Annotated in this window: 22 protein-coding genes; 11 read left to right on the top strand and 11 right to left on the bottom strand. The window is 66.1% G+C overall.

The genetic code is table 11. The features are described from left to right. Positions 1 to 58 precede the first annotated feature (58 nt). The 3 genes from ACOYR4_RS07000 to ACOYR4_RS06990 all read right to left on the bottom strand — a co-directional run bounded on the left by ACOYR4_RS07000 (position 59) and on the right by ACOYR4_RS06990 (position 4,106). On the bottom strand, positions 59 to 1,618 hold the full coding sequence (locus tag ACOYR4_RS07000) for a methyl-accepting chemotaxis protein (protein WP_422849069.1): 1,560 nt from the start codon (positions 1,616 to 1,618) through the stop codon (positions 59 to 61). 187 nt (positions 1,619 to 1,805) lie between these two features. Next, positions 1,806 to 3,023 carry a Y-family DNA polymerase gene (locus ACOYR4_RS06995; RefSeq protein WP_051022660.1) on the bottom strand — a complete coding sequence of 406 codons (1,218 nt, stop codon included), beginning with the start codon at positions 3,021 to 3,023 and terminating at the stop codon, positions 1,806 to 1,808. Positions 3,024 to 3,158: 135 nt separating this feature from the next. Further along, positions 3,159 to 4,106: a DMT family transporter gene (locus ACOYR4_RS06990; protein WP_422849068.1), complete on the bottom strand. Its 948-nt coding sequence runs from the start codon at positions 4,104 to 4,106 to the stop codon at positions 3,159 to 3,161. A 135-nt stretch (positions 4,107 to 4,241) separates the two neighbouring features. On the opposite strand from ACOYR4_RS06990, the gene ACOYR4_RS06985 reads away from it, so the two are divergent. Next, a complete protein-coding gene (locus ACOYR4_RS06985; RefSeq protein WP_291441476.1) occupies positions 4,242 to 5,123 on the top strand; it encodes a LysR family transcriptional regulator in 882 nt (293 codons plus the stop codon). Between the two features lie 31 nt (positions 5,124 to 5,154). Here ACOYR4_RS06985 and ACOYR4_RS06980 read toward each other — a convergent pair whose 3' ends face one another. The 5 genes from ACOYR4_RS06980 to ACOYR4_RS06960 form a co-directional block, all read right to left on the bottom strand. After that, positions 5,155 to 6,840 (bottom strand): thiamine pyrophosphate-binding protein, encoded by a 1,686-nt coding sequence (locus ACOYR4_RS06980; protein WP_422849067.1) that lies wholly within the window; start codon positions 6,838 to 6,840, stop codon positions 5,155 to 5,157. Between the two features lie 23 nt (positions 6,841 to 6,863). Beyond that, on the bottom strand, positions 6,864 to 8,090 hold the full coding sequence (locus ACOYR4_RS06975) for a pyridoxal phosphate-dependent aminotransferase (RefSeq protein WP_422849066.1): 1,227 nt from the start codon (positions 8,088 to 8,090) through the stop codon (positions 6,864 to 6,866). Continuing rightward, the gene (locus tag ACOYR4_RS06970; protein WP_422849065.1) at positions 8,087 to 9,004 is read right to left on the bottom strand and encodes an amino acid ABC transporter substrate-binding protein; all 918 of its coding nucleotides are present in this window, start codon (positions 9,002 to 9,004) and stop codon (positions 8,087 to 8,089) included. Before ACOYR4_RS06970 ends, ACOYR4_RS06975 begins: the two co-directional genes overlap by 4 nt. A gap of 75 nt (positions 9,005 to 9,079) precedes the next feature. Beyond that, positions 9,080 to 10,276 (bottom strand): NAD(P)/FAD-dependent oxidoreductase, encoded by a 1,197-nt coding sequence (locus tag ACOYR4_RS06965; protein ID WP_422849064.1) that lies wholly within the window; start codon positions 10,274 to 10,276, stop codon positions 9,080 to 9,082. A gap of 23 nt (positions 10,277 to 10,299) precedes the next feature. After that, positions 10,300 to 11,847 (bottom strand): aldehyde dehydrogenase family protein, encoded by a 1,548-nt coding sequence (locus ACOYR4_RS06960; RefSeq protein WP_422849063.1) that lies wholly within the window; start codon positions 11,845 to 11,847, stop codon positions 10,300 to 10,302. Positions 11,848 to 12,103: 256 nt separating this feature from the next. On the opposite strand from ACOYR4_RS06960, the gene ACOYR4_RS06955 reads away from it, so the two are divergent. After that, a complete protein-coding gene (locus ACOYR4_RS06955) occupies positions 12,104 to 13,015 on the top strand; it encodes a LysR family transcriptional regulator (protein ID WP_203422214.1) in 912 nt (303 codons plus the stop codon). A 108-nt stretch (positions 13,016 to 13,123) separates the two neighbouring features. Here the strand turns inward: ACOYR4_RS06955 and ACOYR4_RS06950 are convergent, their stop codons facing one another. Beyond that, positions 13,124 to 13,543 (bottom strand): ankyrin repeat domain-containing protein, encoded by a 420-nt coding sequence (locus tag ACOYR4_RS06950; protein ID WP_422849062.1) that lies wholly within the window; start codon positions 13,541 to 13,543, stop codon positions 13,124 to 13,126. 319 nt (positions 13,544 to 13,862) lie between these two features. Between ACOYR4_RS06950 and ACOYR4_RS06945 the strand changes: the two genes are divergently transcribed. Beyond that, positions 13,863 to 14,552: a DUF4336 domain-containing protein gene (locus tag ACOYR4_RS06945; RefSeq protein ID WP_422849061.1), complete on the top strand. Its 690-nt coding sequence runs from the start codon at positions 13,863 to 13,865 to the stop codon at positions 14,550 to 14,552. A gap of 17 nt (positions 14,553 to 14,569) precedes the next feature. Here ACOYR4_RS06945 and ACOYR4_RS06940 read toward each other — a convergent pair whose 3' ends face one another. Then, a complete protein-coding gene (locus tag ACOYR4_RS06940) occupies positions 14,570 to 15,424 on the bottom strand; it encodes an IclR family transcriptional regulator (protein WP_422849060.1) in 855 nt (284 codons plus the stop codon). A 285-nt stretch (positions 15,425 to 15,709) separates the two neighbouring features. Here ACOYR4_RS06940 and ACOYR4_RS06935 point away from each other — a divergent pair, with 285 nt between their 5' ends. The 8 genes from ACOYR4_RS06935 (at position 15,710) to ACOYR4_RS06900 (ending at position 23,659) form a co-directional block, all read left to right on the top strand. Further along, the gene (locus ACOYR4_RS06935) at positions 15,710 to 16,816 is read left to right on the top strand and encodes an ABC transporter ATP-binding protein (protein WP_422849059.1); all 1,107 of its coding nucleotides are present in this window, start codon (positions 15,710 to 15,712) and stop codon (positions 16,814 to 16,816) included. Next, positions 16,813 to 17,685 (top strand): ABC transporter permease, encoded by an 873-nt coding sequence (locus ACOYR4_RS06930; protein ID WP_422849058.1) that lies wholly within the window; start codon positions 16,813 to 16,815, stop codon positions 17,683 to 17,685. The genes ACOYR4_RS06935 and ACOYR4_RS06930 overlap by 4 nt, the downstream gene beginning before the upstream one ends. Positions 17,686 to 17,689: 4 nt before the next feature. Beyond that, positions 17,690 to 18,484: an ABC transporter permease gene (locus tag ACOYR4_RS06925; RefSeq protein ID WP_309825758.1), complete on the top strand. Its 795-nt coding sequence runs from the start codon at positions 17,690 to 17,692 to the stop codon at positions 18,482 to 18,484. A 15-nt stretch (positions 18,485 to 18,499) separates the two neighbouring features. Beyond that, positions 18,500 to 18,796, top strand: coding sequence for a (2Fe-2S)-binding protein (locus ACOYR4_RS06920; RefSeq protein ID WP_233247278.1), 297 nt, complete (start codon positions 18,500 to 18,502; stop codon positions 18,794 to 18,796). Further along, entirely contained in the window at positions 18,793 to 20,193 is a 1,401-nt protein-coding gene (locus ACOYR4_RS06915) for an FAD-dependent oxidoreductase (protein ID WP_422849057.1), read from the top strand. The genes ACOYR4_RS06920 and ACOYR4_RS06915 overlap by 4 nt, the downstream gene beginning before the upstream one ends. Next, a complete protein-coding gene (locus ACOYR4_RS06910) occupies positions 20,190 to 21,350 on the top strand; it encodes an NAD(P)/FAD-dependent oxidoreductase (protein WP_422849056.1) in 1,161 nt (386 codons plus the stop codon). Before ACOYR4_RS06915 ends, ACOYR4_RS06910 begins: the two co-directional genes overlap by 4 nt. Before the next feature lie 50 nt (positions 21,351 to 21,400). Beyond that, on the top strand, positions 21,401 to 22,471 hold the full coding sequence (locus tag ACOYR4_RS06905; protein WP_422849055.1) for an ABC transporter substrate-binding protein: 1,071 nt from the start codon (positions 21,401 to 21,403) through the stop codon (positions 22,469 to 22,471). Between the two features lie 204 nt (positions 22,472 to 22,675). Beyond that, the gene (locus tag ACOYR4_RS06900; protein ID WP_422849054.1) at positions 22,676 to 23,659 is read left to right on the top strand and encodes a c-type cytochrome; all 984 of its coding nucleotides are present in this window, start codon (positions 22,676 to 22,678) and stop codon (positions 23,657 to 23,659) included. A gap of 146 nt (positions 23,660 to 23,805) precedes the next feature. Here ACOYR4_RS06900 and ACOYR4_RS06895 read toward each other — a convergent pair whose 3' ends face one another. Next, positions 23,806 to 24,570 carry a cupredoxin domain-containing protein gene (locus ACOYR4_RS06895; protein ID WP_422849053.1) on the bottom strand — a complete coding sequence of 255 codons (765 nt, stop codon included), beginning with the start codon at positions 24,568 to 24,570 and terminating at the stop codon, positions 23,806 to 23,808. Between the last annotated feature and the right edge of the window lie 3 nt (positions 24,571 to 24,573).

Raw genomic sequence — 24,573 nt, 5'->3', positions numbered from 1 at the left:
TTACGAGTAAGAATTCGTCAAGGTACGAATGGCTGTGGGCGGCTCCTTGCGGTGCCGCTCACCCCAGCCGGAACACGTCCACCGAGCGGCCCAGCGACACCGCGCTCTCCTTGAGACCCTGGGCGGCGGCGGCCGACTCCTCCACCAGCGCGGCGTTCTGCTGCGTCACGGTGTCAAGCTGGGTCACGGCCTCGTTGACCTGGGCAATGCCCTGCGACTGCTCCTTGGTGGCGCTGCTGATCTGCTGGACCAGCGTGCTCACGCGTTCCACCGCATGGACCACGCCTTCGATGGTGGTGCCGGCATGGTCCATCTGCTGCGCGCCGCTGGCGATCTGGTTCACCGTGACGCCAATCAGGCCGCTGATCTCCTTGGCCGAGCTGGCACTGCGCTGCGCCAGTGCCCGCACCTCGCCCGCCACCACCGCAAAGCCCCTGCCTTGCTCGCCAGCCCGCGCGGCTTCCACAGCGGCGTTGAGCGCCAGCAGATTGGTCTGGAAGGCAATGCCCTCGATCACGCCCACGATCTCGCTGATCTTGGTGGACGACAGCTTCATCTGCTGCATGGCCGCCCCCACCTCCTGCACCGCCTGGCCACCGCGCGTGGCGATGTCGCTGCTCTGTGCGCTCTCGTGCGACACCTTGGCCGCTGTCTCCGACGTCTGCAGCACCGTGCTGGCCAGTTGCTCCATGGCCGCGGCGGTCTCTTCCAGGCTGCTGGCCTGCGACTCGGTACGGGCCGACAGGTCCATGCCGCCGCGCGCGATTTCGTCGGCCGATTCGATGAAGTTGCGCACCTCGGTGCGCACGTCGCCCACCACGGCGCGCAGGTTGACCTGGGTCTGCTGCAAGCGCTGCATCAGCGCGCCCAGGGGTTGGGGGTAGTCGGTGCCCACCGACGTGGCGAGGTTGCAGGCCGAGATGTCGGATGCGAAGCGGGTCGCGTCGTGCACCCCTTGCAGCACGGTGGCCTGAAAGCGCCACAGCGTCCACCCCGCCCCCAGCACCAGCAGCGCCAGGCGGGCCACCCAGGCGGTGGTGCCCTGCAGGCCCATCACGTCGGGCAACAAGGCCAGCAGCACCATCACCGCCAGCAACAGCGCCATGCGGGGCAGCAAGGCCATCTGCGCCAGGCGCTGCTGCCAGCCGCGCACCCCGCGATAGCGCACGTTGCCCGAGTCCAGGTAAAAGCTGCTCGCGCCCGACGCCGCCTCGCTGCGCATCTGGGCATACAGGGCTTCGGCGGCAGAAATTTCTGCCGCGCTGGGCTTGGTGCGCACCGACATGTAAGCGCGTGGCTTGCCGCCTTCCATGATGGGAGTGACGTTGGCACGCACCCAGTAGTGGTCGCCGTTCTTGCGCCGGTTTTTCACCAGACCTGTCCAGGGCTCGCCCCGGCCAATGGTGCGCCACATGTCCTTGTAGGCCTCTGGCGGCATGTCCGGGTGGCGAATGATGTTGTGCGGCTGGCCGATGAGTTCGTCGTAGCTGTAGCCACTGACGCGCACAAACGCCGGGTTGCAGTGCGTGATCTCGCCCTTGGTGTTGGTGCTGGACACCAGCAGCTCATCACCGGGGTAGTCAAAATTCTGCTGGGTCACTGGCAGGTTGATGCGCATTCGAGGCTCCTGGAAGGCCTGCGGCAGGGGCAGGCAGCGCGGTGTTTTGTTAGACGTTCGTGTAACCGCTTGATACGAATCAAGTCTAACTGCTCACTCCCCCGATTTGCCCCCAAAAGGTGCCGAGTGAGGAATGGCCTGCACAACCCTCCCGAGGCGCACACACCCCAGCCCTACTCCTGTGGCGTCAAAAGAGCTGCCCCGTGTCCCTGTCCACACCCGCCTGCGGCCTGCGCCGGCTGCTCGCAGCTGCGGCACGGGTCTGCGGATCGGGCTCGGGCTCCTCGCCGCGCCGCACCAGCGTGCTGGCCCGCACGCCCAGCAGGCGCAGGCGCTTGTCCAGCGGCACGCGCTTGAGGCACTGCCCGGCCAGCTGCCGGATGGTGGCTCCGTCGGCCGTGTAGCTGTTAGCCGTGTGGTCGCGCGTCGCGATCTTGAAGTCGTCGTAGCGCAGCTTGATGCCGATGGTGCGCGCCACATAGCCCTTGCGCTGCAGGTCCTCGGCCACGCGCATGCACAGGTCGGTAAAGATCGCGCCCAGCTCGGCCCGGTCGCGCACCGCGTGCAGGTCGCGGTCAAAGGTGGTCTCGCGGCTCATGCTCACGGGCTCGCTCTCGGTCACCACCGGGCTGTCATCGCGGCCCCAGGCCACGCGGTGCATCCAGGCGCCGGTGGACTTGCCAAAGTGGCCCATCAGCCATTGCTCATCCTGCGCGGCCAGCTGCCCGATGGTCTCGATGCCCAGCCGCGCCAGCTTCTCGCCGGCCTTGGGCCCGATGCCGTTGATCTTGCGCACGTTCAGGGGCCAGATCTTGCTCTGCAGGTCTTCCTCGTAAACGATGGAGATGCCGTTGGGCTTGTTGAACTCGCTGGCCATCTTGGCCAGCAGCCGGTTGGGCGCCACGCCAATCGAGCAGGTCAGCCCGGTCCGTTCAAAGATACTTTTCTGGATAAGCCGCGCAAGCACCCGCCCGCCTTCGCGCTGGCCTCCCGGCACGTCGGTGAAGTCGATGTAGACCTCGTCCACGCCCCGGTCCTGCATCACCGGCGCAATCTCGGTGATGGTGCTTTTGAACAGGCGCGAAAAGCGTCGCACCTCATCAAAATCCACCGGCAGCACGATGGCCTGCGGGCACAGCTTGGCCGCTTTCATCATGCCCATGGCCGAGCCCACGCCAAACTGCCGCGCCGGGTAGGTGGCCGTGGTGATCACGCCCCGGCCCACATAGTCCTTGAGCAGCGGAAAGTCCTCCACCGGGATGAAGCGCCGCTCGCGCTCTGCGGTGCCGTCCGGGCCGCGCAGCAGCAGCTCGTCCACCTTGCGCCTGCCGCCGCCAATCACCACGGGCAGGCCCTTGAGCTGCGGGTAGCGCAGCAGCTCGACGGACGCAAAAAAAGCGTCCATGTCCAGGTGCGCGATGCGGCGCCGCTTGCCCGAAGAGGCAGCCTGCGCAGGGGTTTGGGTCTCAGAAGAATCGAACTCGGTGGCGGTCACACCCGATATTGTGCGGGGCGGAGCCATCCCTGCGCAGGCGGTGCATTAGCGATTACGCCGCGCGCTACGCTCCCCTGCCGCTATGGCCCCCAGCATCAGCACCACACCGGCCATCTGCCATGCGCCCAAGGTGTGCTGAAAGTACACCCAGTCCACCACAATGGCGACCGTCGGGTAGGCAAACTGCAGCACCGCCACCCGGGCCGTCGCCAGCCGGGCCATGCCTGCGTACATCAAGGTGTATGCCAGGCCCGTGTGGATCAGCCCCAGCCCGGCCAGCCATGCCCATGGGGCGCCCCAGGCGGGCCAGCCTTGTCCCACGGGGGCCACCCACAGCACGGCCGCACCCAGCGCGCATTGCCACCACGCCAGCGCGCCTACCGGCAGCGCCCCCAGGCGCTTGGCAACCACGGTGACGGTGGCTGTGCACAGCGCACCGACCAGGCAGAGGCCTACGCCCACCCAGTAGCCAGACGCATGCCCGGCGCCGGAGGAGGTCAGCCCCCCGGCCACGCCCGTGGCCAGCACCAGCCCCACCATCGCGACCAGCACTGACACCACGCGCTGCCGGGGTACGGCTTCTTTGAGCCACCAGGCCCCCAGCAGCAACACCCACAGGGGCTGCACATGGAACAGCACCACCGCCACCCCGGTAGGCACCTGCTGGATCGCCGTGAAAAACAGCCACCAGCTCGCCAGCATCAGCCCGCTGAGCAGCAACACCCACGGCAAAGCCGCCCAGCCCACCCAGAGCCCCCGCCACAGTCCCGACCATGACCGGTGGCGCCACGCCATCCACAACGTGAGACCCACGAGACCAAAAGCGCAGCGGAACCAGGTCACCGTCAATGGCGCCGCCTGCGCCTCGTGCACGAACACGCCGATGATGCCCAGCAGCGCGTTGCCTAGCACAAAGGCGATCCAGCCATCCAGCCGGTGGGCAGACGACAGCCCACGCGCGCTGCCCGCAGGGGAAGCGGACGCGGGAACCACGGGGACGGATGTGCCTGAAACGGTAGAGGAAGACTGCTGCATGCTCGCAGTGTGGCTGCCAGCCCCAGCAATCGAAAGCGCATAATTTATGCATCAACCATTCGATCTTCGAATACATCACCACAGGGGCAATCCATGAGCTACCGCGACTTGCAATTCGACTGGCTCCAATGCCTGGTGGCGGTGGTGGATGCAGGCTCGCTCTCTGGCGCGGCGGCCGAGGTGCACCGGTCGCAGTCGGCGGTCAGCATGCAGCTCAAGAAGCTGGAAGACGCCGTAGGCCACCGACTGCTGGAACGCGACGCCCGCAAGCAGCACCTCACACCCGAGGGTGAAACCCTGCTGGGCTACGCCCGCCGCATTCTGGAGCTGCATGCAGAAGCGCACGATGCCCTGAACGGCGACGCCCTCACAGGCCGGGTGCGGCTGGGGGTGCCGGATGACTATGCAGCGCGCTACCTCACGCCCGTGCTCAAACGCTTTGCGCCCCGGCACAGCGCGGTGGAGATTGAGCTGGACTGCGAGCAGTCCACCGCCCTCATCCCGCGCGTGGCCAGTGGCGACCTGGACCTGGCCCTGATCTCGCGCGACCACGCACGCCGGGGCACGTTGCTGTTCCATGAGCCCATGGTGTGGGTGGGGTCTGCGCAGTTCGAGTTGTGGAGGCGCGACCCGCTGCCCATTGCGGTGTACGAATCGGCCAGCCTGGCGCGGCGCGGCGCCATCCACGCGCTGGCGCAGCAGGGGCGCCGCTACAAGGTGGTCTATCACAGCTCCAGCCTGGCCGGACAAATTGCAGCGGTGGAAAGCGGCCTGGCCGTGGCCGCCCTCACCCACTGCAGCGTGCCACCGCAGTTGCAGGTGCTCGGCACCGAGCACGGCCTGGGGCCGCTGGCCCCCATGGAGGTGGCCGTGTATCGCAGCCGCGCATCGCGCGGCTCCAAGGCGGTGGACAGCCTGCAGAATCTGCTGGTGCAGACCCTGCGGCAATCCGGTGGCGCCCGCGTGACCGGCTGAACGCCTCAGCGCCTGCTTACGAAAAGGGAGCCTACTTTTTGGAGAGCGCCGCGCTGCGAATGCCCTGCAGTGTGCCGGTGGGCGTGATCGCCTCGGGGTCGATCAGGCAGTGCAGCACGCTGGGCAGTCCGCTGGCGCGGGCACGGGCCAGCGCGGGGGCAAAGTCTTCGGTGCGCTCCATCCGCTCGCCATGGCCGCCAAAGGCCTGGGCGTAGGCCTTGAAGTCGGGGTTCTTGAGCTGCGTGGCGCTGATGCGGCCGGGGTACTCGCGTTCCTGGTGCATGCGGATGGTGCCGTACATGGCGTTGTCCAGCAGCACCACGATGATGGGCAGGCCGTATTGCACAGCCGTCGCAAACTCCTGGCCGTGCATCAGAAAGTCGCCGTCGCCCGCGAAGATCACCACCTCGCGCTGCGGCCACAGGCGCTTGCCGCCCACGCCCGCAGGCAGGCCGTAGCCCATCGATCCGCTGGTGGGCGCGAGCTGGCTCGCGTAGGTGGTGAAGGGCCAGAAGCGGTGAATCCAGGTGGCGAAGTTGCCCGCGCCGTTGCAGAAGATGGTGTCGGCGGGCAGCACTTCCTTGAGGTGCTGCATCACCTGGCCCATCTGCAGGTTGCCGGGGATACGGATGGGCGCCGTGTCGCTCCAGGCCAGGTACTCGGCATGGGCGGCTTCTGTGTGGGCCTTCCAAGGCACAGCCGCCGTGGGGCGCACCGTGTTGAGCGCCGCAGCAAACGCCTGGGGCGTGGCGTGAATGGCCTGTGTGGGGCGGTAGAGCTTGCCCAGTTCGTCTGCATCGGCATGCACATGCACCAGCGTCTGTGCAGGCGTGGGAATATTGAACAGCTCGTAGCCTTGCGACGGCACCTCCGACAAGCGGCCGCCCACCACCAGCACCAGGTCGGACGCCTTGATGCGTGCCAGCAGCTTGGGGTTGACGCCCAGGCCCAGGTCGCCGCCGTAGCAAGCGTGCGTGGCCGGGAACAGCATCTGGCGGCGGAACGAGCAGTACACAGGGATGGACCACACTTCGGCAAACGCGGTGAACTCGCGCACCGCCTGCTCGGACCAGCGGCTGCCGCCCAGGATAGCGACGGGGCTTTGAGCGGCTTGCAGGCGCTGCGCCAGCTCGGCCATCTGCGCGGCGCCGGGGTGCGTTTCCGTCACCTGGTAGGGCAGCGCATCGGCCACCGTAGCGGCTTCCGTCAGCATGTCTTCGGGCAGCGCCACCACCACCGGGCCGGGGCGGCCCGAGGTGGCAACGTGGAAGGCGCGCGAGATCAGCTCGGGCACACGGGCCGGGTCGTCGATCTGCACCACCCACTTGGCCATGGTGCCAAACACGGCGCTGTAGTCCAGCTCCTGAAACGCCTCGCGCCCCATGGCGTTGCGCGCCACCTGGCCCACGAAAAGGATCATGGGCGTCGAATCCTGGTGCGCGATGTGCACACCGGCCGACGCATTGGTGGCACCGGGCCCGCGTGTCACAAAGCAGATGCCGGGCTGGCCCGTGAGCTTGCCCTGCGCTTCGGCCATCATGGCCGCGCCGCCCTCCTGACGGCACACGGTCACGCCGATGTCGGCATCGTGCAGCGCATCAAGCACAGCCAAGTAGCTTTCGCCAGGCACACAAAAGAGCTGCTTCACGCCATGGGTGATGAGCTGCTGCACCAGGATCTGGCCGCCGGTGCGCGGGGTGAGGGAGGTCGTATTCATATCAACGGTATCGGATCAGAAATTCAGAACAGGGCCTGGCAGGCGCGCTGGATGCGCGCGCAGGCCTCTTGCAAATCGGCGGTGGAGGCAGCGTACGAGATGCGAAAGTATGGCGCCAGCCCCAGCACCCCGCCGGGCACCACCGCGACATGGTGCTCGCGCAGCAGGTAGGCGCAAAAGTCGGCATCGGTGCGCAGCAGCATGCCGCCGGGCGTGGTGCGGCCCAGCACGCCTTCGCAACTGGCAAAGGTGTAGAACGCGCCCTCAGGCACGCGGCAGCGCAGGCCGGGGGAGGCGTTGAGTGCAGCCACCACCAGATCGCGCCGGTCCTGGAACGCTTGGCAGCGCTCGCGCACCACATCTTGCGGCCCCGTGAGCGCCGCCACGGCTGCCGCCTGGCTGATGGACGAGGGGCACGACGTGGCCTGGCTCTGCACTACGGCCATGGCCGCAATCAGCGCCTTGGGGCCTGCGCCGTAGCCCAGGCGCCAGCCCGTCATGGCGTACGACTTGGAGACGCCGTTCACCGTCAGCGTGCGATCGCGCAGCGAGGGCAACACGGCGGCGGGCGTGGCAAACGCGCGGCCGTCGTACAGGATATGTTCGTAGATGTCGTCCGCCAGCAGCCACACCTGCGGGTGGCGCTCCACCACCTCCAGCACCGGGCGCAACTGCTCAGCGCTGTAGGCCGCGCCGCTGGGATTGGAGGGCGAGTTGATGAACACCCAGCGCGTGCGCGGCGTGATGGCCGCCTCCAGCTGCTCGGGCGTGATGCGAAAGCCGTTGGCCTCGGTGCAGGGCACGACCACGGGTACACCGCCCGCAATCAGCACCATGTCGGCGTAGGACGTCCAGTACGGCGCGGGCAGGATCACTTCATCGCCCGGATTCACCGACGCCATCAGGGCGTTGTAGAGGATCTGTTTGGCGCCTGCACCGGCGGTGATTTCGTTGAGCGCAAAGTCCAGCCCGTTGTCATGCTTGAACTTGTGCTGGATGGCGGCCTTGAGTTCGGCCGTGCCATCCAGCACCGTATAGTGCGTCTCCCCCCGCGCCATGGCTTTTTGCGCAGCCTCCAAAATGTGCGTTGGCGTGTCGAAGTCGGGCTCGCCCAGGCCCAGCACGATCACGGGCTGGCCCTGGCGCTTGAGCTGGTTGGCGTCTTGCGTCAGGCGCACGATTTCGGAGACGCATATGGCGCCCAGGCGGTCGGCCGCGCGGAAGGCCGTGGCGGGGATGGGAGCGTTCATTGCTGGTAAGTCTCCAGGGGCTTGTCGTTGGGGGTGGCAAACAGCTGGCGCAGCGTAGTGCCCAGCGGCAGGTTCAGGCTCATGTTCTTGGGCGGAATGGGGTTCACAAACCACTTGGTGTAGATCTTTTCCATCTCGCCGGACTGCATCAGCTTGGTGAGCACACCGTCCACTGCGGCCTTGAAGGTCGGATCGTCCTTGCGGAACAGCAGTGCAATGGGCTCAGCGCCCAACGGCTCGCCGACGATGCGGTAGGCCGAGGGGTCCTTGGAGTTGGCAATCATCCCGGCCAGCAGGTTGTCGTCGAGCACAAAGGCATCGGCGCGGCCGGTCTCCAGCAGCAAGAAGCTCTCGTGGTGGTCCTTGCCCAGCACGGTCTTGATCGGGGCGCCGCCCAGCGCGCGCTCTTGCTTGCGCAGCAGCTGTACGGCGGTGGTGCCGGTGGATGCCGCAATGGTGCGGCCTGCAAGCTGGCTAATGGACTTCAGGTCCGAATCCTTGCGCACCGCCATGCGCACTTCGCTCACGTAGGTGGTCACGGCAAAGGCCACCTGCTGCTGGCGCGCGGTGTTGTTGGTGGTGGGGCCGCAGCCGATATCCAGCGTGCCGTTCTGCACCAAGGGCAGCGTGTTCTGCGCCGTCACCGCCATGTATTCGAGCTTGGCGTCGGGCGCGATTTCCTTGAGCACACGCTCGCACAACTCGACGTGGTAGCCCACGTATTTTTGATTCGCGCCCAGCGCATAGGCCATGGGCGGCGAGGTTTCGCGCACGCCCAGCACGGCCTTGCCGCTGGACTTGATCTTCTCCAGCGTGGGCTGGGTGACCGTCTGCGCCTGTGCGGGGGCCGTGGCCATGCATGCCAGGGCCAGACCTGCGGCGAGCGCAGTGAAGGTCTTGCGGGAAATTGCCATGTCATTGTCTCCGTGTGTGTTGTGGTTGGCAGGTGGATGAATTGGTGAGAGAGAAATCGGGCGGCCGGGTGACGCTCAAATCACGTTCTTTTCGAGCAGCGGCGCGTTGCGCGCAATGCGTTCAATGGACAGCGGCGACAGGTCCAGGCTTTGGTAGCTGCCCGTGAGCAACAGCTCGGCCACGCCCCGGCCCACGGCGGGGCACTGCTGCAGGCCATGGCCCGAAAAGCCGTTGGCAAACACCAGGTTGTCGCACGCCGGGTGCAGGCCCACGATGGCGTTGTGATCGAACGTGTTCATCTCGTAGTAGCCCGCCCAGGCGCCCTGCATGCGCAGTGCCTCAAAGCCCGGGATGCGCTCGGCCAGCGTGGGCCAGATGTGGTCCTCGAACGCTGTGTACTCCGGCTCCAGCGGGGCAAAGTCGGCATCGTTGACTGCGTCGGGCGCAAAGCCGCAGATAAAACCTTTGCCCTCGGGCCGCAGCCAAATGCCGCTGGTGTCGATGAGCAGTGGGCAGCCCGGCAGCGCTGCGGGGCTGGCCAGGTTGAAGACGGTGCGGCGTTTGCCCACAACGGGCAAATCAATGCCCGCCCAGCCCGCAATGGCGGCCGCCCAGGGGCCACCCGCATTCACGGCGTAGCGGCAAGGCAGCACGGTGCCGCTTTGCAGGCGTACTGCGTTCACATGCAGCACGCCATCGTTGGCCGCCGTATCCAGGCCCACCGCCTCGTCGGCCACATAGCGCACGCCCTGGCTCTGCGCCTTTTTACGCAAAGCCGTCAGCAGCAGGTAGCCATCAAACCAGCCCTCGCCCGACAGGCCCAACGAGCCCAGCACCACGTCCTGCAGCGCCAGCCACGGAAAACGCTCGGTCAGTTGCTGCCGGCTCAGCAGCGCCACATCGGCGCCGTGCTGCTTCTGCAGTGCATGGTTCTCGCGCAGCGTGGCCTCGCCCGCCTGGGTGGCCAGGTACAGGTAGCCGCCTTCGTGCAGACCGATGTCAGGCACATCACCATGGCACGCCAACAGTTGGCCCACGTTACGCAAAAAGCCGATGCCAAACGCCGAGATCTGGATGTTGATGTCGGTAGAAAACTGCTGGCGGATGGAGCTCGCCGACAGCGCGGATGACGCCCGCGCGTAGGTCGGATCGCGCTCGACCACCACCACCTCGCAGCCCGGCTGCTCCAGCGTGAGGAAGTACGCAATCGCACTGCCGATGACACCACCGCCAATGATGACGATGGGGTGTGAGTCCTTAGCAATCAACATGAACGGGGCAACCAGCGCATGGCTTACACGTCAAACGTCACGCCCTGCGCCAGCGGCAAAGCGGTGGAGTAGTTGATGGTGTTGGTCGCCCGGCGCATGTAGGCTTTCCAGCTGTCCGAGCCCGCCTCGCGACCACCGCCGGTTTCCTTCTCGCCGCCAAACGCGCCGCCAATCTCGGCGCCGCTGGGGCCGATGTTGACATTGGCGATGCCACAGTCCGAACCGGCGGCCGACATGAACTGTTCCGCCTCGCGCACATTGAGCGTGAAGATGGACGACGACAGGCCCGCGCCCACGGCGTTGTTCATGGCAATGGCGTCGTCGATGCTGCTGTAACGCACCACGTACAGGATGGGCGCAAAGGTTTCGTGCAGCGCGGGGCCTTCGTGCTTTTGCAGCTCCACCAGCGCAGGGCGCACGTAGTACGCGTCCGCACCGCCCACGCCTTCCACACGGCCACCGCCGTGCACCGTGGCGCCCAGCGCGCGGCTTTGCTCCAGTGCCTTTTGCATGCCGTCAAAGGCCATGCGGTCGATCAGCGGGCCCACCAGCGTGCCAGCGGTGCGCGGGTCGCCCACCTGCACATTGGCGTACACCTTGGCCAGCTGGGGCACCAGCTGGTCGTAAATGCTTTCGTGCACGAACAGGCGGCGCAGCGTGGTGCAGCGCTGGCCCGCCGTGCCCATGGCGGCAAACGCAATGCCACGCAGGGCCAGGTTCAGGTCGGCCGTGGGCGCCACGATGGCCGCGTTGTTGCCGCCCAGTTCCAGAATGCCGCGCGCAAACCGCGCTGCCAGGCGCGGGCCCACGGCGCGGCCCATGGCGGTGGAGCCTGTGGCCGACAGCACGGGCACGCGGGCGTCATCCACCAGCACCTCGCCGATGTCGCGCTGGCCCACGATCAGCTCCAGGAGGCCTTCGGGGGCATCGGCGCCAAAGCGTGCAATGGCACGCTGGGCAATCGCGTGCGTGGCCAGGGCAGTGAGCGGGGTCTTTTCCGAAGGCTTCCACACCACCGAGTCACCGCACACCAGCGCCAGCGCGGCGTTCCACGACCACACAGCCACGGGGAAGTTGAAGGCCGAGATCACGCCGCACACGCCCAGCGGGTGCCAGGTTTCCATCATGCGGTGGCCAGGGCGCTCGGTGGCAATCGTCAGGCCGTACAGCTGGCGCGACAGGCCCACGGCAAAGTCGCAGATGTCGATCATCTCCTGCACCTCGCCCAGGCCTTCGGACGGGATCTTGCCCGCCTCGATGGTCACCAGCAGGCCCAGGTCGGCCTTGGCGGCACGCAGCTCTTCGCCCAGCAGGCGCACCAGCTCGCCCCGGCGCGGTGCGGGCACATTGCGCCACGCCAAAAAGGCCGCATGCGCGCGGCCGATGGCGGCCTTGGCATCGGCCGCGCTTTGTTGCGGCACCTGGGCCAGCACCTCGCCCGTGATGGGCGAACGCGCCGCCAGCGTGCCGCCGGTGTAGGCAGCGCGGGGCACGCCCAGGCGTTGCAGCAGTGGATCGACTTCAGACAAGAGCGGTGTGACAACAGGGGTGGCGGCAGGGGTGGCAGACATGGCGGCTCGCAAAGGTGAATGGAGGCAGAGAGATGGCAACAGCGTGGAAGAACACACGCAATGAATGCACCAATATCCGCCAATCGCGCCGTGCTGGATAGCAAAAAAATGGAACTACTTGATCACAAATCAGCATGAAGTGCCTGAAAATTGCAGAGCTGCCGACGCTTGATGTAGTAGCACTACGCCCCAAAACCATGCACAACGAGACAGAGCCGCTCATTCCCCCTGCGCATGATTGACCCCATTTGCCACCATGACCCTGCTGCGCCGCGCCTTCTTGCCCTCCACCGCCGACCTGCTGGCCTTTGAGGCGGCAGCGCGCCACCAGAGCGTGTCGCGCGCGGCCGAGGAGCTGCACCTCACCCAAAGCGCGGTGTCGCGCCAGATCCGCCAGTTGGAAGAGCAGATCGGCACCGCCCTCTTCCACCGCGTGCGCCAGCGTGTGGTGCTCACCGACGCGGGCCGCGTCTATGCGGCCGATGTGCAAAACGTCTTGCAGCAGTTGTCGGCCAGCACGCAGAAAGCCATGGCGTTCTCCAGCACCGACGGCCTGCTCAACCTGGCCGTGCTGCCCACGCTGGGCACCCGCTGGCTCATCCCACGCCTGGGTGGCTTCATGGCCTTGCACCCCGAGGCCATGGTCAACTTCTCGGCACGCACCGAGCCGTTTGACTTTGCGGGCACACCGTTTGACGCTGCCATCCACTTCGGCACCCCGCACTGGGCGGGCGCCGTGTGCGAATACCTGATGCATGAAGAAACCGTGCCCGTGTGCAGCCCCACCTACCGCGACCGCCACCACATCCGCACCCCACAGGACCTGACGCGTGTGGTGCTGCTGCAGCAAAGCACCCGCCCCACCCAATGGGCCGAATGGTTTGAGCTGGTTGGCGCCCCCACCGCCCTGGCCCTGCGCGGCCCCCAGTCGGAGCACTTCGCCATGATTGCGCAAGCCGCCGTATCGCACCTGGGCGCGGCGCTGCTGCCGCGCTTCTTGATCGAGCAGGAGCTGGCGGCAGGCAGCCTGGTGGAGCTGTCAGACCAGGTGCTGACCAGCACCGATGCGTACTACCTAGTGTACCCCGAGGCGCGAGCGCAGACGCCGCTAGTGAAGGCGTTCAGAGACTGGCTGGTGGGGGAGTGCGCAGGGCAGAGGCAGGGGTGAAACGCTCACCGCTGAAACAAAAGGGCACCCGTGTTCAAGCGCTTGAGGAAGTGCGCAGGCAGCATGCGCGGCCCCAGGTTGACCCAAGTGCCTGACGATGCCTGAACGCTAGTGAAAAAACTGCACCAGGTCAAAATTGTCAATCGACCTCGCAAGCTCCAAAGGAGAGATACCGTAGTTGTTCTCCTTGTTTCTGTCAGCCCCAGAGCGAAGCAACAACTTGATCAAATCGCCGTTACGTTCGGAATGGAAAACAGCATCTGAAAGCGGTGTATTTCCATTCGCATCAACAGAGTCCACGGTCGCCCCCGCCAGTATCAGGGCCTCACTGACGGCGTAGCCGTTGGATTGCGCAGCGAAGTGCAAGGGGGTCAAGCCGTTGTCATCCGACGCGTTGGGGTCCGCGCTGGCCAACAGAAGTTCTTTCACCTTCGACAAGTCAGCTTCCAGAGCCGCGTAGTCAAGTTCGGTCCGCCCCATGCGATCCACGCCAGAGCGTTCGTTCTTCTTCGGACTTTTGCGCGTCATTGCCTCTCCGTCACTTGCATTGCAGAACCATCGAGGATGGAAGGGGCCGTCCGAAGACGCTGGGCATCGATACCTCCTGGAGATGGCGGACGACCCGGGTTTGCAGATGTGAAGCGTTGCGCGAATGGCGAAGGCCAAGATCCCATGGCACCCCGGAATTTCAACCCAGCGAACTATAGCGTTCGAAGAAGCAGGTACGTGGCCCTTATCTGCTTTGGAAATTGATGTGCTCCAAAGCGTCCAACCACGCGGCAAGATTCTGTTCCATGTCGAATTCGTTCAAGACGCTGCCCCCAGCGCCAGGGCATCCTCCGGCGCCATGCAACTTGAATCCCTCGACACCCATCTCTGGCACGCCACCCACGCCTTCAAGGCCAACGGACTTCCCATCACCACCCGCATGACTGTGGTGCGGCTGCCAGGAGAGCAGCTTCTCGTCCACTCACCGATTCCAATGCCCCCAGGGAGTGCCCTGCTGGAGCAGCTGCAGGCACTTGGCACGGTGGCTTTCATCGTGGCACCGAACAAGATGCACCACCTGTTTCTGGCGCCTTGCGCCCAGACCTTCCCGAACGCCAGGGTGTATGGCCCCAAGGGCCTGGCTCAGAAGCGGCCAGACCTGGCAGCCAGGCTGAACGATCTGCCCTCAGGCGATGTGCCCGAATGGCTTCCAGACCTGGAGCACCTGGCTTGTGAGGGCATTCCTGCAGGCAATGAGTCGGTATGGTTCCACCGCCCTTCGGCCACGCTCATCGTGACAGACCTTCTGCAGTGGATGGCGGGGGACCTGCCTTGGTCCACGCGTGCCTACGCCACGTTAACCGGGGTGCGGCGCCAACTGGCGGTTCCGCTCACGGTGCGCGCGCTGGTGCGTGACCGTCGTGCCGCAGCCCGCAGCGCAGAGCGCGTGCTGCGCTGGCCCTTTGAGCGGGTCGTGACGGCCCACAACCAGGTGCTGGACGACCATGCCCACGCACAGGTCAAAAAGGCATTCGCCGTGCTCTGCTGACCACACCCAACAGCCGCCTATTTTTGCTCCTGTCCTGCAGGCTGAATGGCGTGATCGGGGCGAACGCTCGACAGGCTTTGCGCTGGCCGCCGCAGCGTCACATCAAACGGATTGATCTTGGGCCCCACCGCCAGAGCTTCGCGCTTGAGCAACTCCACCACCGTGGGCAGCCGGTCGTCATTAAGCCGCGCAGAAATGGTGCCCACGCTCAGCGCCGCCACCGCGCGCCCCTCGCGGTCCAGGATAGGCACGGCCACGCCGGCCATGCCTTCGAGCAAGCCGGTATTGCGCCCCGCATAGCCCAGCTGGCGCACGCGCTCGATTTCGGTGCGCAGATAGACCTCGTCAAACACGCCGTACTCCCGCACGCGCGACAGGTTGAAGCGGATGACCTCTTCGCGCTCTGCCTCGGGCAAAAACGCCAGGATGGCCAGCGCGCCCTGCCCCACGCCCAGGGCCACGCGGCCGCCGATGTCGCCGGTGAACGAGCGGATGGGGAACGGGCCCTCGCTGCGGTCCAGGCACACGGCGTCAAACCCACTGCGCACCAACAGAAAGATGCTGTCGCCCAAGCTGGCGCACAGGCGCAGCAGCGCAGGGCGGCACAGGCTGCGCAGGTCGCCGGGGTTGCCAGCCTTCGCCGCCAAGGCAAAGAAATCCATGCTCAAGCGGTAGAGCTTGCTGCGCTCGTCCTGCTCGACCATGCCCTCTGCCACCAGCGATTGCAGCAAACGGTGCGTGGTGCCTTGCGTCAGGCCCACGGCACGCGCCAATTGGGTGACTCGCCCGCCCTCGGCCTGCACGGCCGACAGGGCCCGGATGACGGCAAACACCCGGGGTACGCCGCCGGTGGCGGTGGATGCGGCTTCCATACCTCGCTCCTGTGGAATTCGTTGATCAAACTGAAGGCATCATATTTCATTGAACGGAATAAATTCAATAAAAATTCTGTTTAATGGAATACCAGAAGCATTCTGGTTTGTTTATTGCAATAGATTCAATTGAATCGAGCGGCTGTTCCAGCTTTTGTATGGCACTTGCACCACCCCGGTGCAAGCACACCGAAGGCCCGCAGCCCATCCATGCAACTCCACAGCAGGTGGCACGCACGGCCCCCAGGCAAACCGTGCGATGCCACCACCGGAAAGGCTTTCGCCATGTCGTTTCTCAAGCTCACGGATGTGACCAAGTTCTATGGCAGCACCTGCGCGGTGCAGTCCATGAACCTCACGGTGCAAAAGGGTGAATTTGTGTCGTTGCTGGGCCCGTCGGGCTGCGGCAAGACGACCACGCTACAGATGGTGGCGGGGTTTGAGGCCGTGACCAGTGGGCGCATCGAACTCGATGGCAAGGACATCACCCACGCCAAGGCCAACACGCGCGGCCTGGGCATCGTGTTCCAGAGCTATGCGCTGTTCCCGCACATGACGGTGGCAGCCAACGTGAGCTTTGGGCTGGAGATGCGCAAGGTGCCCAAAGCCGAGCGCGCCGAGCGCGTGGCCCAGGCGCTGGCCCTGGTGCACCTGGAAAAGCATGCCACGCGCTACCCGCGCGAGCTGTCCGGCGGCCAGCGCCAGCGGGTGGCCCTGGCACGTGCGCTGGTGATCGAGCCGCCCGTGCTGCTGCTGGACGAACCCCTGTCCAACCTCGACGCCAAGCTGCGTGAGGAGATGCAGTTTGAGCTGCGGCAGATTCAGCGCAAGGTGGGCACCACCACCATCATGGTCACGCACGACCAGAGCGAGGCCATGTCCATCAGCGACCGCGTGGTGGTGATGGAGGCCGGCCGCGCCACGCAGATCGACCACCCGCACCGCGTGTACGAACACCCGCGCACGCGCTTCATCTCCACCTTTGTGGGCAAGGCCAACCTGCTGCCCGGCCAGGTAGCGCATGCAAGCGGCACGCACACGCAGGTGAAGGTGGGAGCCCTCACGATGGAGGTGGACGGTGCCCGCTACCGCCCCGGCGCCGCCGTGCTGCTGAGCGTGCGGCCTGAAAAAGTGCAACTGGTGCCCGCCGTACAGGGCCGGATGGATGGTCAGGTGTGCGAGCGGTTCTTCCTGGGCAGCCAGTGGCTGTACCGTGTGGGCACCCCCGTGGGCGACCTGATGGTGCTGGTGCCCAACGACGGCCGCGCTGCGCTGGCCGAGGGCGAGCGCACGGGCGTGGACTGGCCCGACCACTGCATGCGCCTGCTGCCCGCCGATGAAACCGCCATGGCCGAGCTGGAGGCCGAAGACGCCGCCGAGGTGGCGCCATGAGCCTGACCACCACCTTGTTGCACAAAAAGGCCGCGCCCTGGTGGTTGTCCGGCCCGGCGCTGCTGCTGTTCACGGTACTGCTGCTGGTGCCACTGGCACTCACGGCCGTGCTGTCGTTCAACGCGTTCGACCCGGCCACAGGGGTGAAGGCAGGCGAGTTCACGCTGGAGCACTACGCCCATGTGTTCACCGATTCGTACTACCACACGATCTTCTGGCGCACGTTCTGGATTGCGGGGCTGGTCACGCTGATCTGCGTGGCCATTGGCGCACCCGAGGCCTACATCCTGAGCCGCATGGGCAACCCGTGGCGCTCCATCTTGCTGCTGGTGGTGCTGGCACCGCTGCTGGTATCCGTGGTGGTACGGGCCTTTGGCTGGAGCATGCTGCTGGGGCCTGAGGGGCTGGTGAATGGGCTGTTCGGGCTACTTGGATTTGGCCCCGTGAAGATGCTTTACACCGAGATCGCCGTGGCGATTGCGCTGGTGCATGTGATGCTGCCGTTCATGGTGATCCCGGTGTGGACCTCACTGCAAAAGCTCGACCCGGGTGTGGAGAACGCCGCCCTGTCGCTGCAGGCCACACCCTTCACCACGCTGCGGCGCATTGTGTTGCCGCAGGTGCTGCCCGGCATCCTGTCGGGAAGCCTGATCGTGTTTGGGCTGGCGGCCAGCTCGTTTGCCATCCCCGGCCTGCTGGGCGGGCGGCGGCTGAAGATGGTGGCAACGGTGGTGTACGACGAGTACCTGCACGAGCTGAACTGGCCCCTGGGCGCCGCGATTGCGCTGACGCTGCTGGTGGCCAACCTGGTGGTGATGCTGAGCTACAACCGGCTGGTTGAGGGCCGGTACAAGAAAGCGTTGGGCTGAAGTTATGCAGAAGAACGGACCTTTGGCCCTCGCGTTCAACGCGCTGGTCATCACCTTCATGCTCGCCCCCTTGCTGGTGGTGTGCATCGTGGCCTTCACGCCGCACAACACGCTGACACTGCCCACCACCGAGCTTTCGCTGCGCTGGTTCAAAGCGGTGTTCGAGCACCCTGACTTTGTGCAGTCGTTCTGGAACAGCCTGTGGCTGGCGCTCGCCTCGGCCACGCTGGCCACGGTGCTGGCGGTGCCTGCGGGCATTGCCATCACACGCTACGACTTCCCCGGGCGTGGTTTTCTCAATGGTTTGTTCCTGTCACCGCTGATCATTCCGCACCTGGTGCTGGGCGTGGCCCTGCTGCGCCTGTTTGCGCTGATCGGTGGCACGGGCAGCTTTGGCTGGCTGGTGTTTGCGCATGCACTCATCGTCACTCCCTACACGCTGCGGCTGGTGGTGGCTGCCCTCGTGGGGTTTGACCGCAGTGCCGAGCATGCCGCCCTGTCGCTGGGCGCCAGCCAGGCCACGGTGTTCACGCGCATCACGCTGCCAATGATCCTGCCCGGTGTCACAGGTGGCTGGATGCTGGCCTTCATCAACAGCTTTGACGAAGTGACCATGTCGATCTTTGTCACCTCGCCCAGCACGGTGACGCTGCCAGTGCGCATGTACATGTACGCCACCGAGTCGATTGACCCGCTGATGGCGGCGGTGTCGGCACTGATGGTGGGCCTGACGGCTTGCGCGATGGTGATTCTTGACCGCGTGTACGGCCTGGACCGTGTGCTCGTAGGCAAGAAATAAATGGGCACGAATTCCATGACTGTGAACACAGCCCTGCTCCACCGCGTGGCCGAAAAAGACCGCGCCCCCGTGCCCTTCACGCTCGATGGCGAACCCGCCACAGCACTCGAAGGCGACACGGTGCTCACGGCCATCCTCACCCACCGGGCCCAGTTGCGACGCAACGAGTTCAGCCACGAACCCCGCGCAGGCTTTTGCCTGATGGGTGCTTGCCAGGACTGCTGGGTGCAAACCGCCACGGGTGAGCGGCTGCGGTCTTGCGCCACCTTCATCCAGGCAGGCATGCAGCTGACCACCGGAGCGCCCGCATGACCGGCCCCACATTGCAACCCGTGATCGTGGGCGCAGGCCCTGCGGGCATTCGCGCTGCGCAAACCCTGGTGGCGTATGGCGTGCGGCCCGTGGTGATTGACGAGGCCGCGCGCGGTGGCGGACAAATCTACCGCCGCCCGCCTGCCCACTTTGCCCGCAGCGCACAAACGCTGTACGGCACCGAGGCATCACGCGCCACCGCGTTGCACAGCACTTTCGACAGCCTGCAGGCACAGATCGACTACCAACCCAACAGCCTGGTGTGGAACACCCAGGGTAGCCTGCTCGATGTGCTGCACGGCCCCACGCAAACCACGCGCACGGTGCCCTACCAGCAGCTCATCGTCGCCAGCGGCGCCACCGACCGCGTGTTGCCCGTGCCCGGCTGGACGTTGCCCGGCGTGTACACCCTGGGCGGTGCGCAGGTGGCGCTCAAGTTCCAGGGCTGCACCATTGGCCGCAACGTGGCGCTGATGGGCACGGGGCCGCTGCTGTATTTGGTGGCCTACCAATATGCCAAGGCGGGCACCAAAGTAGCCGCAGTGCTGGACACCGCCCGCTTTGCGGACCAGTTGGCCGCCCTGCCCGGCATGCTCACCCAGCCCGCCGTGCTGGGCAAGGGCCTGTACTACGTGGCCTGGCTGCGTGCACAGGGCGTGGCCGTGCACACCGGCGTGCGGCCGGTGCGCGTGGAAGGCAGCATAGAGGGCGATATGCGGGTGAACGCCGTGGTGTGGAGCGATGGGAACACCGAGCACACCGTGCCCTGCGATGCCGTGGGCTTTGGCTACGCCCTGCGGTCCGAAACCCAACTGGCCGACCTGCTGGGTTGCCGCTTTGCCTGGGCCCCGATGCACCGAGCCCACCTGCCCGAGCGCGACAGCGCAGGCCGCACCAGCGTGGCCGGTGTGTACCTGGCGGGCGATGGCGCGGGCATCATGGGTGCCGATGCGGCCGAGTGGGCGGGCGAGCGCGCCGCGCTGGCGCTGCTGGCCGACCACGGCGTGAAGGTGGATGCGGCACGCTCCGCAGAGCTGGAACGCAAGCTGACGCATCTGATGCCGTTTCGCCAAGGGCTGGAGCGCGCTTTTCCCTTCCCCACCGACTGGGCTGCGCACGCGCCCGATGCGCTGGTGGTGTGCCGGTGCGAGAACGTCACGGCAGGCGAACTGCGCGCCTGTGCCCGCGATACAGGCGCCGACGAGATGAACCGCCTCAAGGCCCTGACCCGCGTGGGCATGGGCCGTTGCCAGGGCCGCATGTGCGGCGTGGCGGCGGCAGAAATCCTGGCCCAGGCCACCGGCAAGCCGATTGATGCGGTGGGACGGCTGCGCGGGCAGGCACCGATCAAGCCCATTCCCATCCACCTGCAGACCCGGGCGGAGGCCACCGAATGAGCACAACCACCCGAACCATCGACACCGACGTTGCCATCGTAGGCGGCGGCATCATGGGGGCATCCGCCGCGCTGGCGCTGCGCCGCAAAGGCGTGAGCGTGGTGCTGCTGGAGCGCGATCTGTGTGGCTCCCGCTCCAGCGGCGTGAACTATGGCGGCGTACGCCGCCAGGGCCGCCCGGTGAGCCAACTGCCGCTGGCGCAGCGCGCCCACCAAGTGTGGGCCGACCTGCCAGCGCTGATTGGTACCGATGGTGAATACCAGCGCAGCGGGCATTTCAAGATTGGCCGCAGCGAGGCGGACATGGCTGCGCTGGAAGCCTATGCCAACCTGAGCCGCGACTTCGACCTGGGCATTCAACTGATCTCGGGCACCACACTGCGCGAGCGCTGTCCCTGGCTGGGCGGGCGCGCTGTGGGCGGATCGCTGTGCCCCGATGACGGGCAAGCCAATCCGCGCTTGGTGTCGCCCGCCTTTGCCCTGGCTGCGCGGCGTGCAGGTGCGCAGATTCTGGAGCGCACACCGATGACCTCGGTGGAGCACGACGGCAAGCTGTTCACCGTGCGCTCCGGCACCGCTGTGGCCGTGCGTGCGCCCGTGCTCATCAACTGCGCAGGCGCCTGGGCCGGTGCGCTGGCCGCGCAGTTTGGCGAGGCCGTACCCATCCACTCCGGCCACCCGGCCATGGCGGTGACCGAGCCCCTGCCCTTCTTCATGCATTGGAGCCTGGGCGTGGAAGGCGGCGGCATCTACTGCCGGCAGGTGGCGCGTGGCAACCTGGTGCTGGGTGGCGGATCGGGCGTGGCGCTGGATGCCGACCGCGCCCGCTCCGAGCGCAGCGCCATTGCCGCCTTGGCGGTGCAAGCGGTGGAGCTGCTGCCCGCGCTGAAAAACGCGCACTTCATCCGCACCTGGAGTGGCACCGAGGGCTACCTCCCCGACCGCCAGCCCGTGCTGGGCCCAAGCAGCACCACGCCCGGGTTGATCCACGGCTTTGGCTTTGCCGGTGCGGGCTTTCAGATCGGCCCCGGCGTGGGCGAGGTGCTGGCCGAGCTGGCGCGCGATGGCCGCAGCACCACGCCGATTGATGCGTTTGCAATTGAGCGATTTGTTCCCAAAGCAGTGGCTGAAGTGGCCAGCACTGCGGCTGCCCAGTGACCCGTTTGCCACCGACCCGTACCCACTCTCCCACCAGAAAGGAAACCACCATGACCTTCTCCCCCCGCTTTGCCAGCCGCGCCCGCCGCGCCCTTGTGGCGGCCGCTGCACTGGCCACCATGGCCGCCGCAGGCACCGCCACCGCGCAGACCAAGACGCTGTACATCGGCATGAACGGCGGCACCATGGAGAAGGCGTACACGCAGTACGTGTTCCCGGCGTTTGAAAAGCTGCATGGCGTGAAGGTGGTGGTGGTGCCCGGCACGTCCTCGGACATCCTGGCCAAGGCCCAGGCCAACAAGGACAAGCCACAGATGCATGTGATGTTCCTCGACGACGGCATCATGGTGCGCGCCATGGGCATGGGCCTGTGCGAGAAGCAAAAGCCCAACCAGAACCTGAACGACCTGTACCCCGCCGCCCGCTTCAAAGACGACCTGGCCAGCGGCGTGAGCCTGGGCATGACGGGCATTGCCTACAACACCAAGATGTTTGCCGAAAAGGGCTGGGCCGCGCCCACGTCGTGGATGGACTTTGCCGACCCCAAATACAAAGGCAAGGTGGTGTTCCAGTCCATGCCGTCGTCGTCGTTCGGGCTGCACGGCTTCTTGATGTTCAACCGCATCCAGGGCGGCAACGACAAGAACGTGGAGCCGGGCTTTACCAACTGGGCCAAGACCATTGGCCCCAACGTGCTCGAGTACATCCCCAGCTCGGCCAAGATTTCGGAGATGGTGCAGACGGGTGAAGCCGCGATCTTCCCGCTCACGCCCACCAGCGTGGCGGCCTTGAAGGCCAAGGGCATTCCGGTGGAATACGCACAGCCCAAGGAGGGCTCGGTGGTGCTGATGACCGGCCAGTGCGTGATCGCCAAGAACAGCGAACCCGAGCTGGCCCAAAAGCTGGCCGAGTTTCTGCTGAGCCCTCTGGCCCAGGCCAACGTGCTGCAGTTTGGCGCGCAGATCCCCACCAACCCCAAGGCGCCTGCCGTGGGTGAAGGCGCGGCGCAAGTGGCACAGATCAGCCAGTGGATGAAAAACGCCGTGACCCTGGACTGGGACAGCGTGAACGCGAACCGCCCTGCCTGGAACGCGCGCTGGAACAAGACCATCGAGCGTTGAGAGAACCCTCAGAGAACGTTGAGAGTGTGTGAGCGGGCTACACCTGCTCACACCGGCGGGCCGTTTGTGACAAATGTCACCGGCCCCGCTGTCCCCTGCGGTGGTGGGGTGTCACAAACCCCTGCTTCGACTTCAGAATCCGGCGCCTGGACACGCTGATCCCTTCAGCCAGTCCGCCCACATTCGAAGAAGAGGGATACCACCATGAAACGCTGGATCAAATGGACCGCAGGCAGCGCGCTGCTGCTGGGCGTGATCGTTGTCGCCACCGCCGCCAGCGGCCTGTACCTGGCCGAGCAAAAACGCAACCGCTACATCGACATCAAACCCCGCCCCGTGGCCTACACCACCGATGCGCAGACCATCGAACGTGGGCGCTATCTGTATGCATCGCGTGGCTGCACCGACTGCCATGGCGCACAAGGCACGGGCCGCGAGTTCGTCAACGATGGCAAGGGCACGCGCATCGTGGGGCCCAACATCACGCCGGCCGGCGTGGTGGCGCGCTACCAGCCCGAGGACTGGAATAGCGTGATCCGCCACGGCGTCAAGCCCAATGGCCGCCCGGTGCTGGTCATGCCCAGCGAGGACTACAACCGCTTCACCAACGAGGACCTGAACGCCCTGGTGTCGTATGTGCGCCAGTTCCCCCCCAAGGAGGGCACGCAGGCCGTGGTCGATCTGCCGCACCCTGCCTGGGTGCTGTATGGGCTGGGGGCGATTCCCGACGCGGCGTCGCGCATTGACCACCAGCTGGCCCCCTCGCGGCCGACGGCTGCCGGAGTGACGCTGGCCAACGGCCAGTACGTGGCCAACATGTGCATCGGCTGCCACGGTGCCGATCTGTCGGGCGGCAAGATTCCGGGTGCCCCACCCGACTGGCCTGCGGCCGCGGACATCCGTCCTGGAACACACAGCCCGGGCACCGCCCTGGCCCGCTATCCCAACGCTGCCAGTTTTGTGTCCATGCTGCGCACCGGCAAGCGCCCGGACGGCACGCCCATCCAGGTCATGCCCTTCGAGTCGCTGGGTCAGTTGAGCGATGTGGATGCGCAGGCGCTGTACCTGTACCTGAACGCGCCCCCGGGCAGCGTGAAGCAGGAGGTGGGCAGCACCACGGCCGGCGGCCAGAAGAGCAGTGCCAACACCGTGCCCTCCGGGCCCGGCGGGCTCAAGCTGCCTGGCTGACCTCGGAACCTCAGGGTGCCCTGCAGCAGGGCGGCCCATAAGAACCTGTTCAAAGTCTCAGGCAAAGAAAGGGCGAAGCACTCCACCCGTCCAAAGTGACTGCCCTGCTGACCCGCCCCCGGTGGACCACCCGCTAGCGTGGCGGGTCAGCTTCCCGGGTGCTGAGGGGCTGGGTGAGCAGAAACAGGGGCCAGGCTGTAAGACCCCATGGGTCCGCCCGGGGTGTTGCCGGGGCCTGCGGGCGCAGCCGGGGGCGCACGCCGCACGCGGGGCACCACGCTGAGCTGCACGGTATCCAGCACCGGGCCAGGCACCACATTCAGCGCCTTGCGCGGCAGGTCCACCAGTTGCTCGGCATGCCATACGTGCACTTGCGCGGCGCCATCGGGCACGCTGGCAAAACGGGCGATGCCGTCGCTGTCGGTCTTGAGCGTCCAGGCCGAATCGGTCACAAACACATGGCCGCGCATGGAGCCGTGCAGGTGGCAGCCCAGCAGCACCACGCCGGGCGTATCCAGCTTCACATCGGCAAAGTTGGCGGGCTTGCCATCGGCCTTGCCCGCCAGGCGCAGCTCGAAGTTGGAACTGGCCGCAGCCGATGCTGCCGCAGCGGACGCCCCCGTGGGGTTGCCGCGTACATGGTGGTCCCAGCGGTCCTGGTTCGTGAAGCGCACCGTGGAGCCGGGCATGACCACCGTGACGGCAGGCACAAACCGCATGCGCTCCTGCTCGATGGTGGGACTGGGCTGCAACAGGCTGGGGGCTGCACCAGTGGTGGCGCTGGGGTACACCACCACCACGGCGTCGGGCACGGGCTTGCCGTCGCGGTCCAGCACCTGGATTTGGACATTTCCGGCGCAAGCGCTAGTGAATATTGCGCTGGCAGCTATGAAAAAAATAGCATTTTTCATCGT

The organism is Acidovorax sp. M14, from assembly GCF_049331375.1.
In the GTDB taxonomy this organism is placed as follows: Bacteria; Pseudomonadota; Gammaproteobacteria; order Burkholderiales; family Burkholderiaceae_C; genus Acidovorax.
This window is presented reverse-complemented; position numbering and strand designations above follow the sequence as displayed.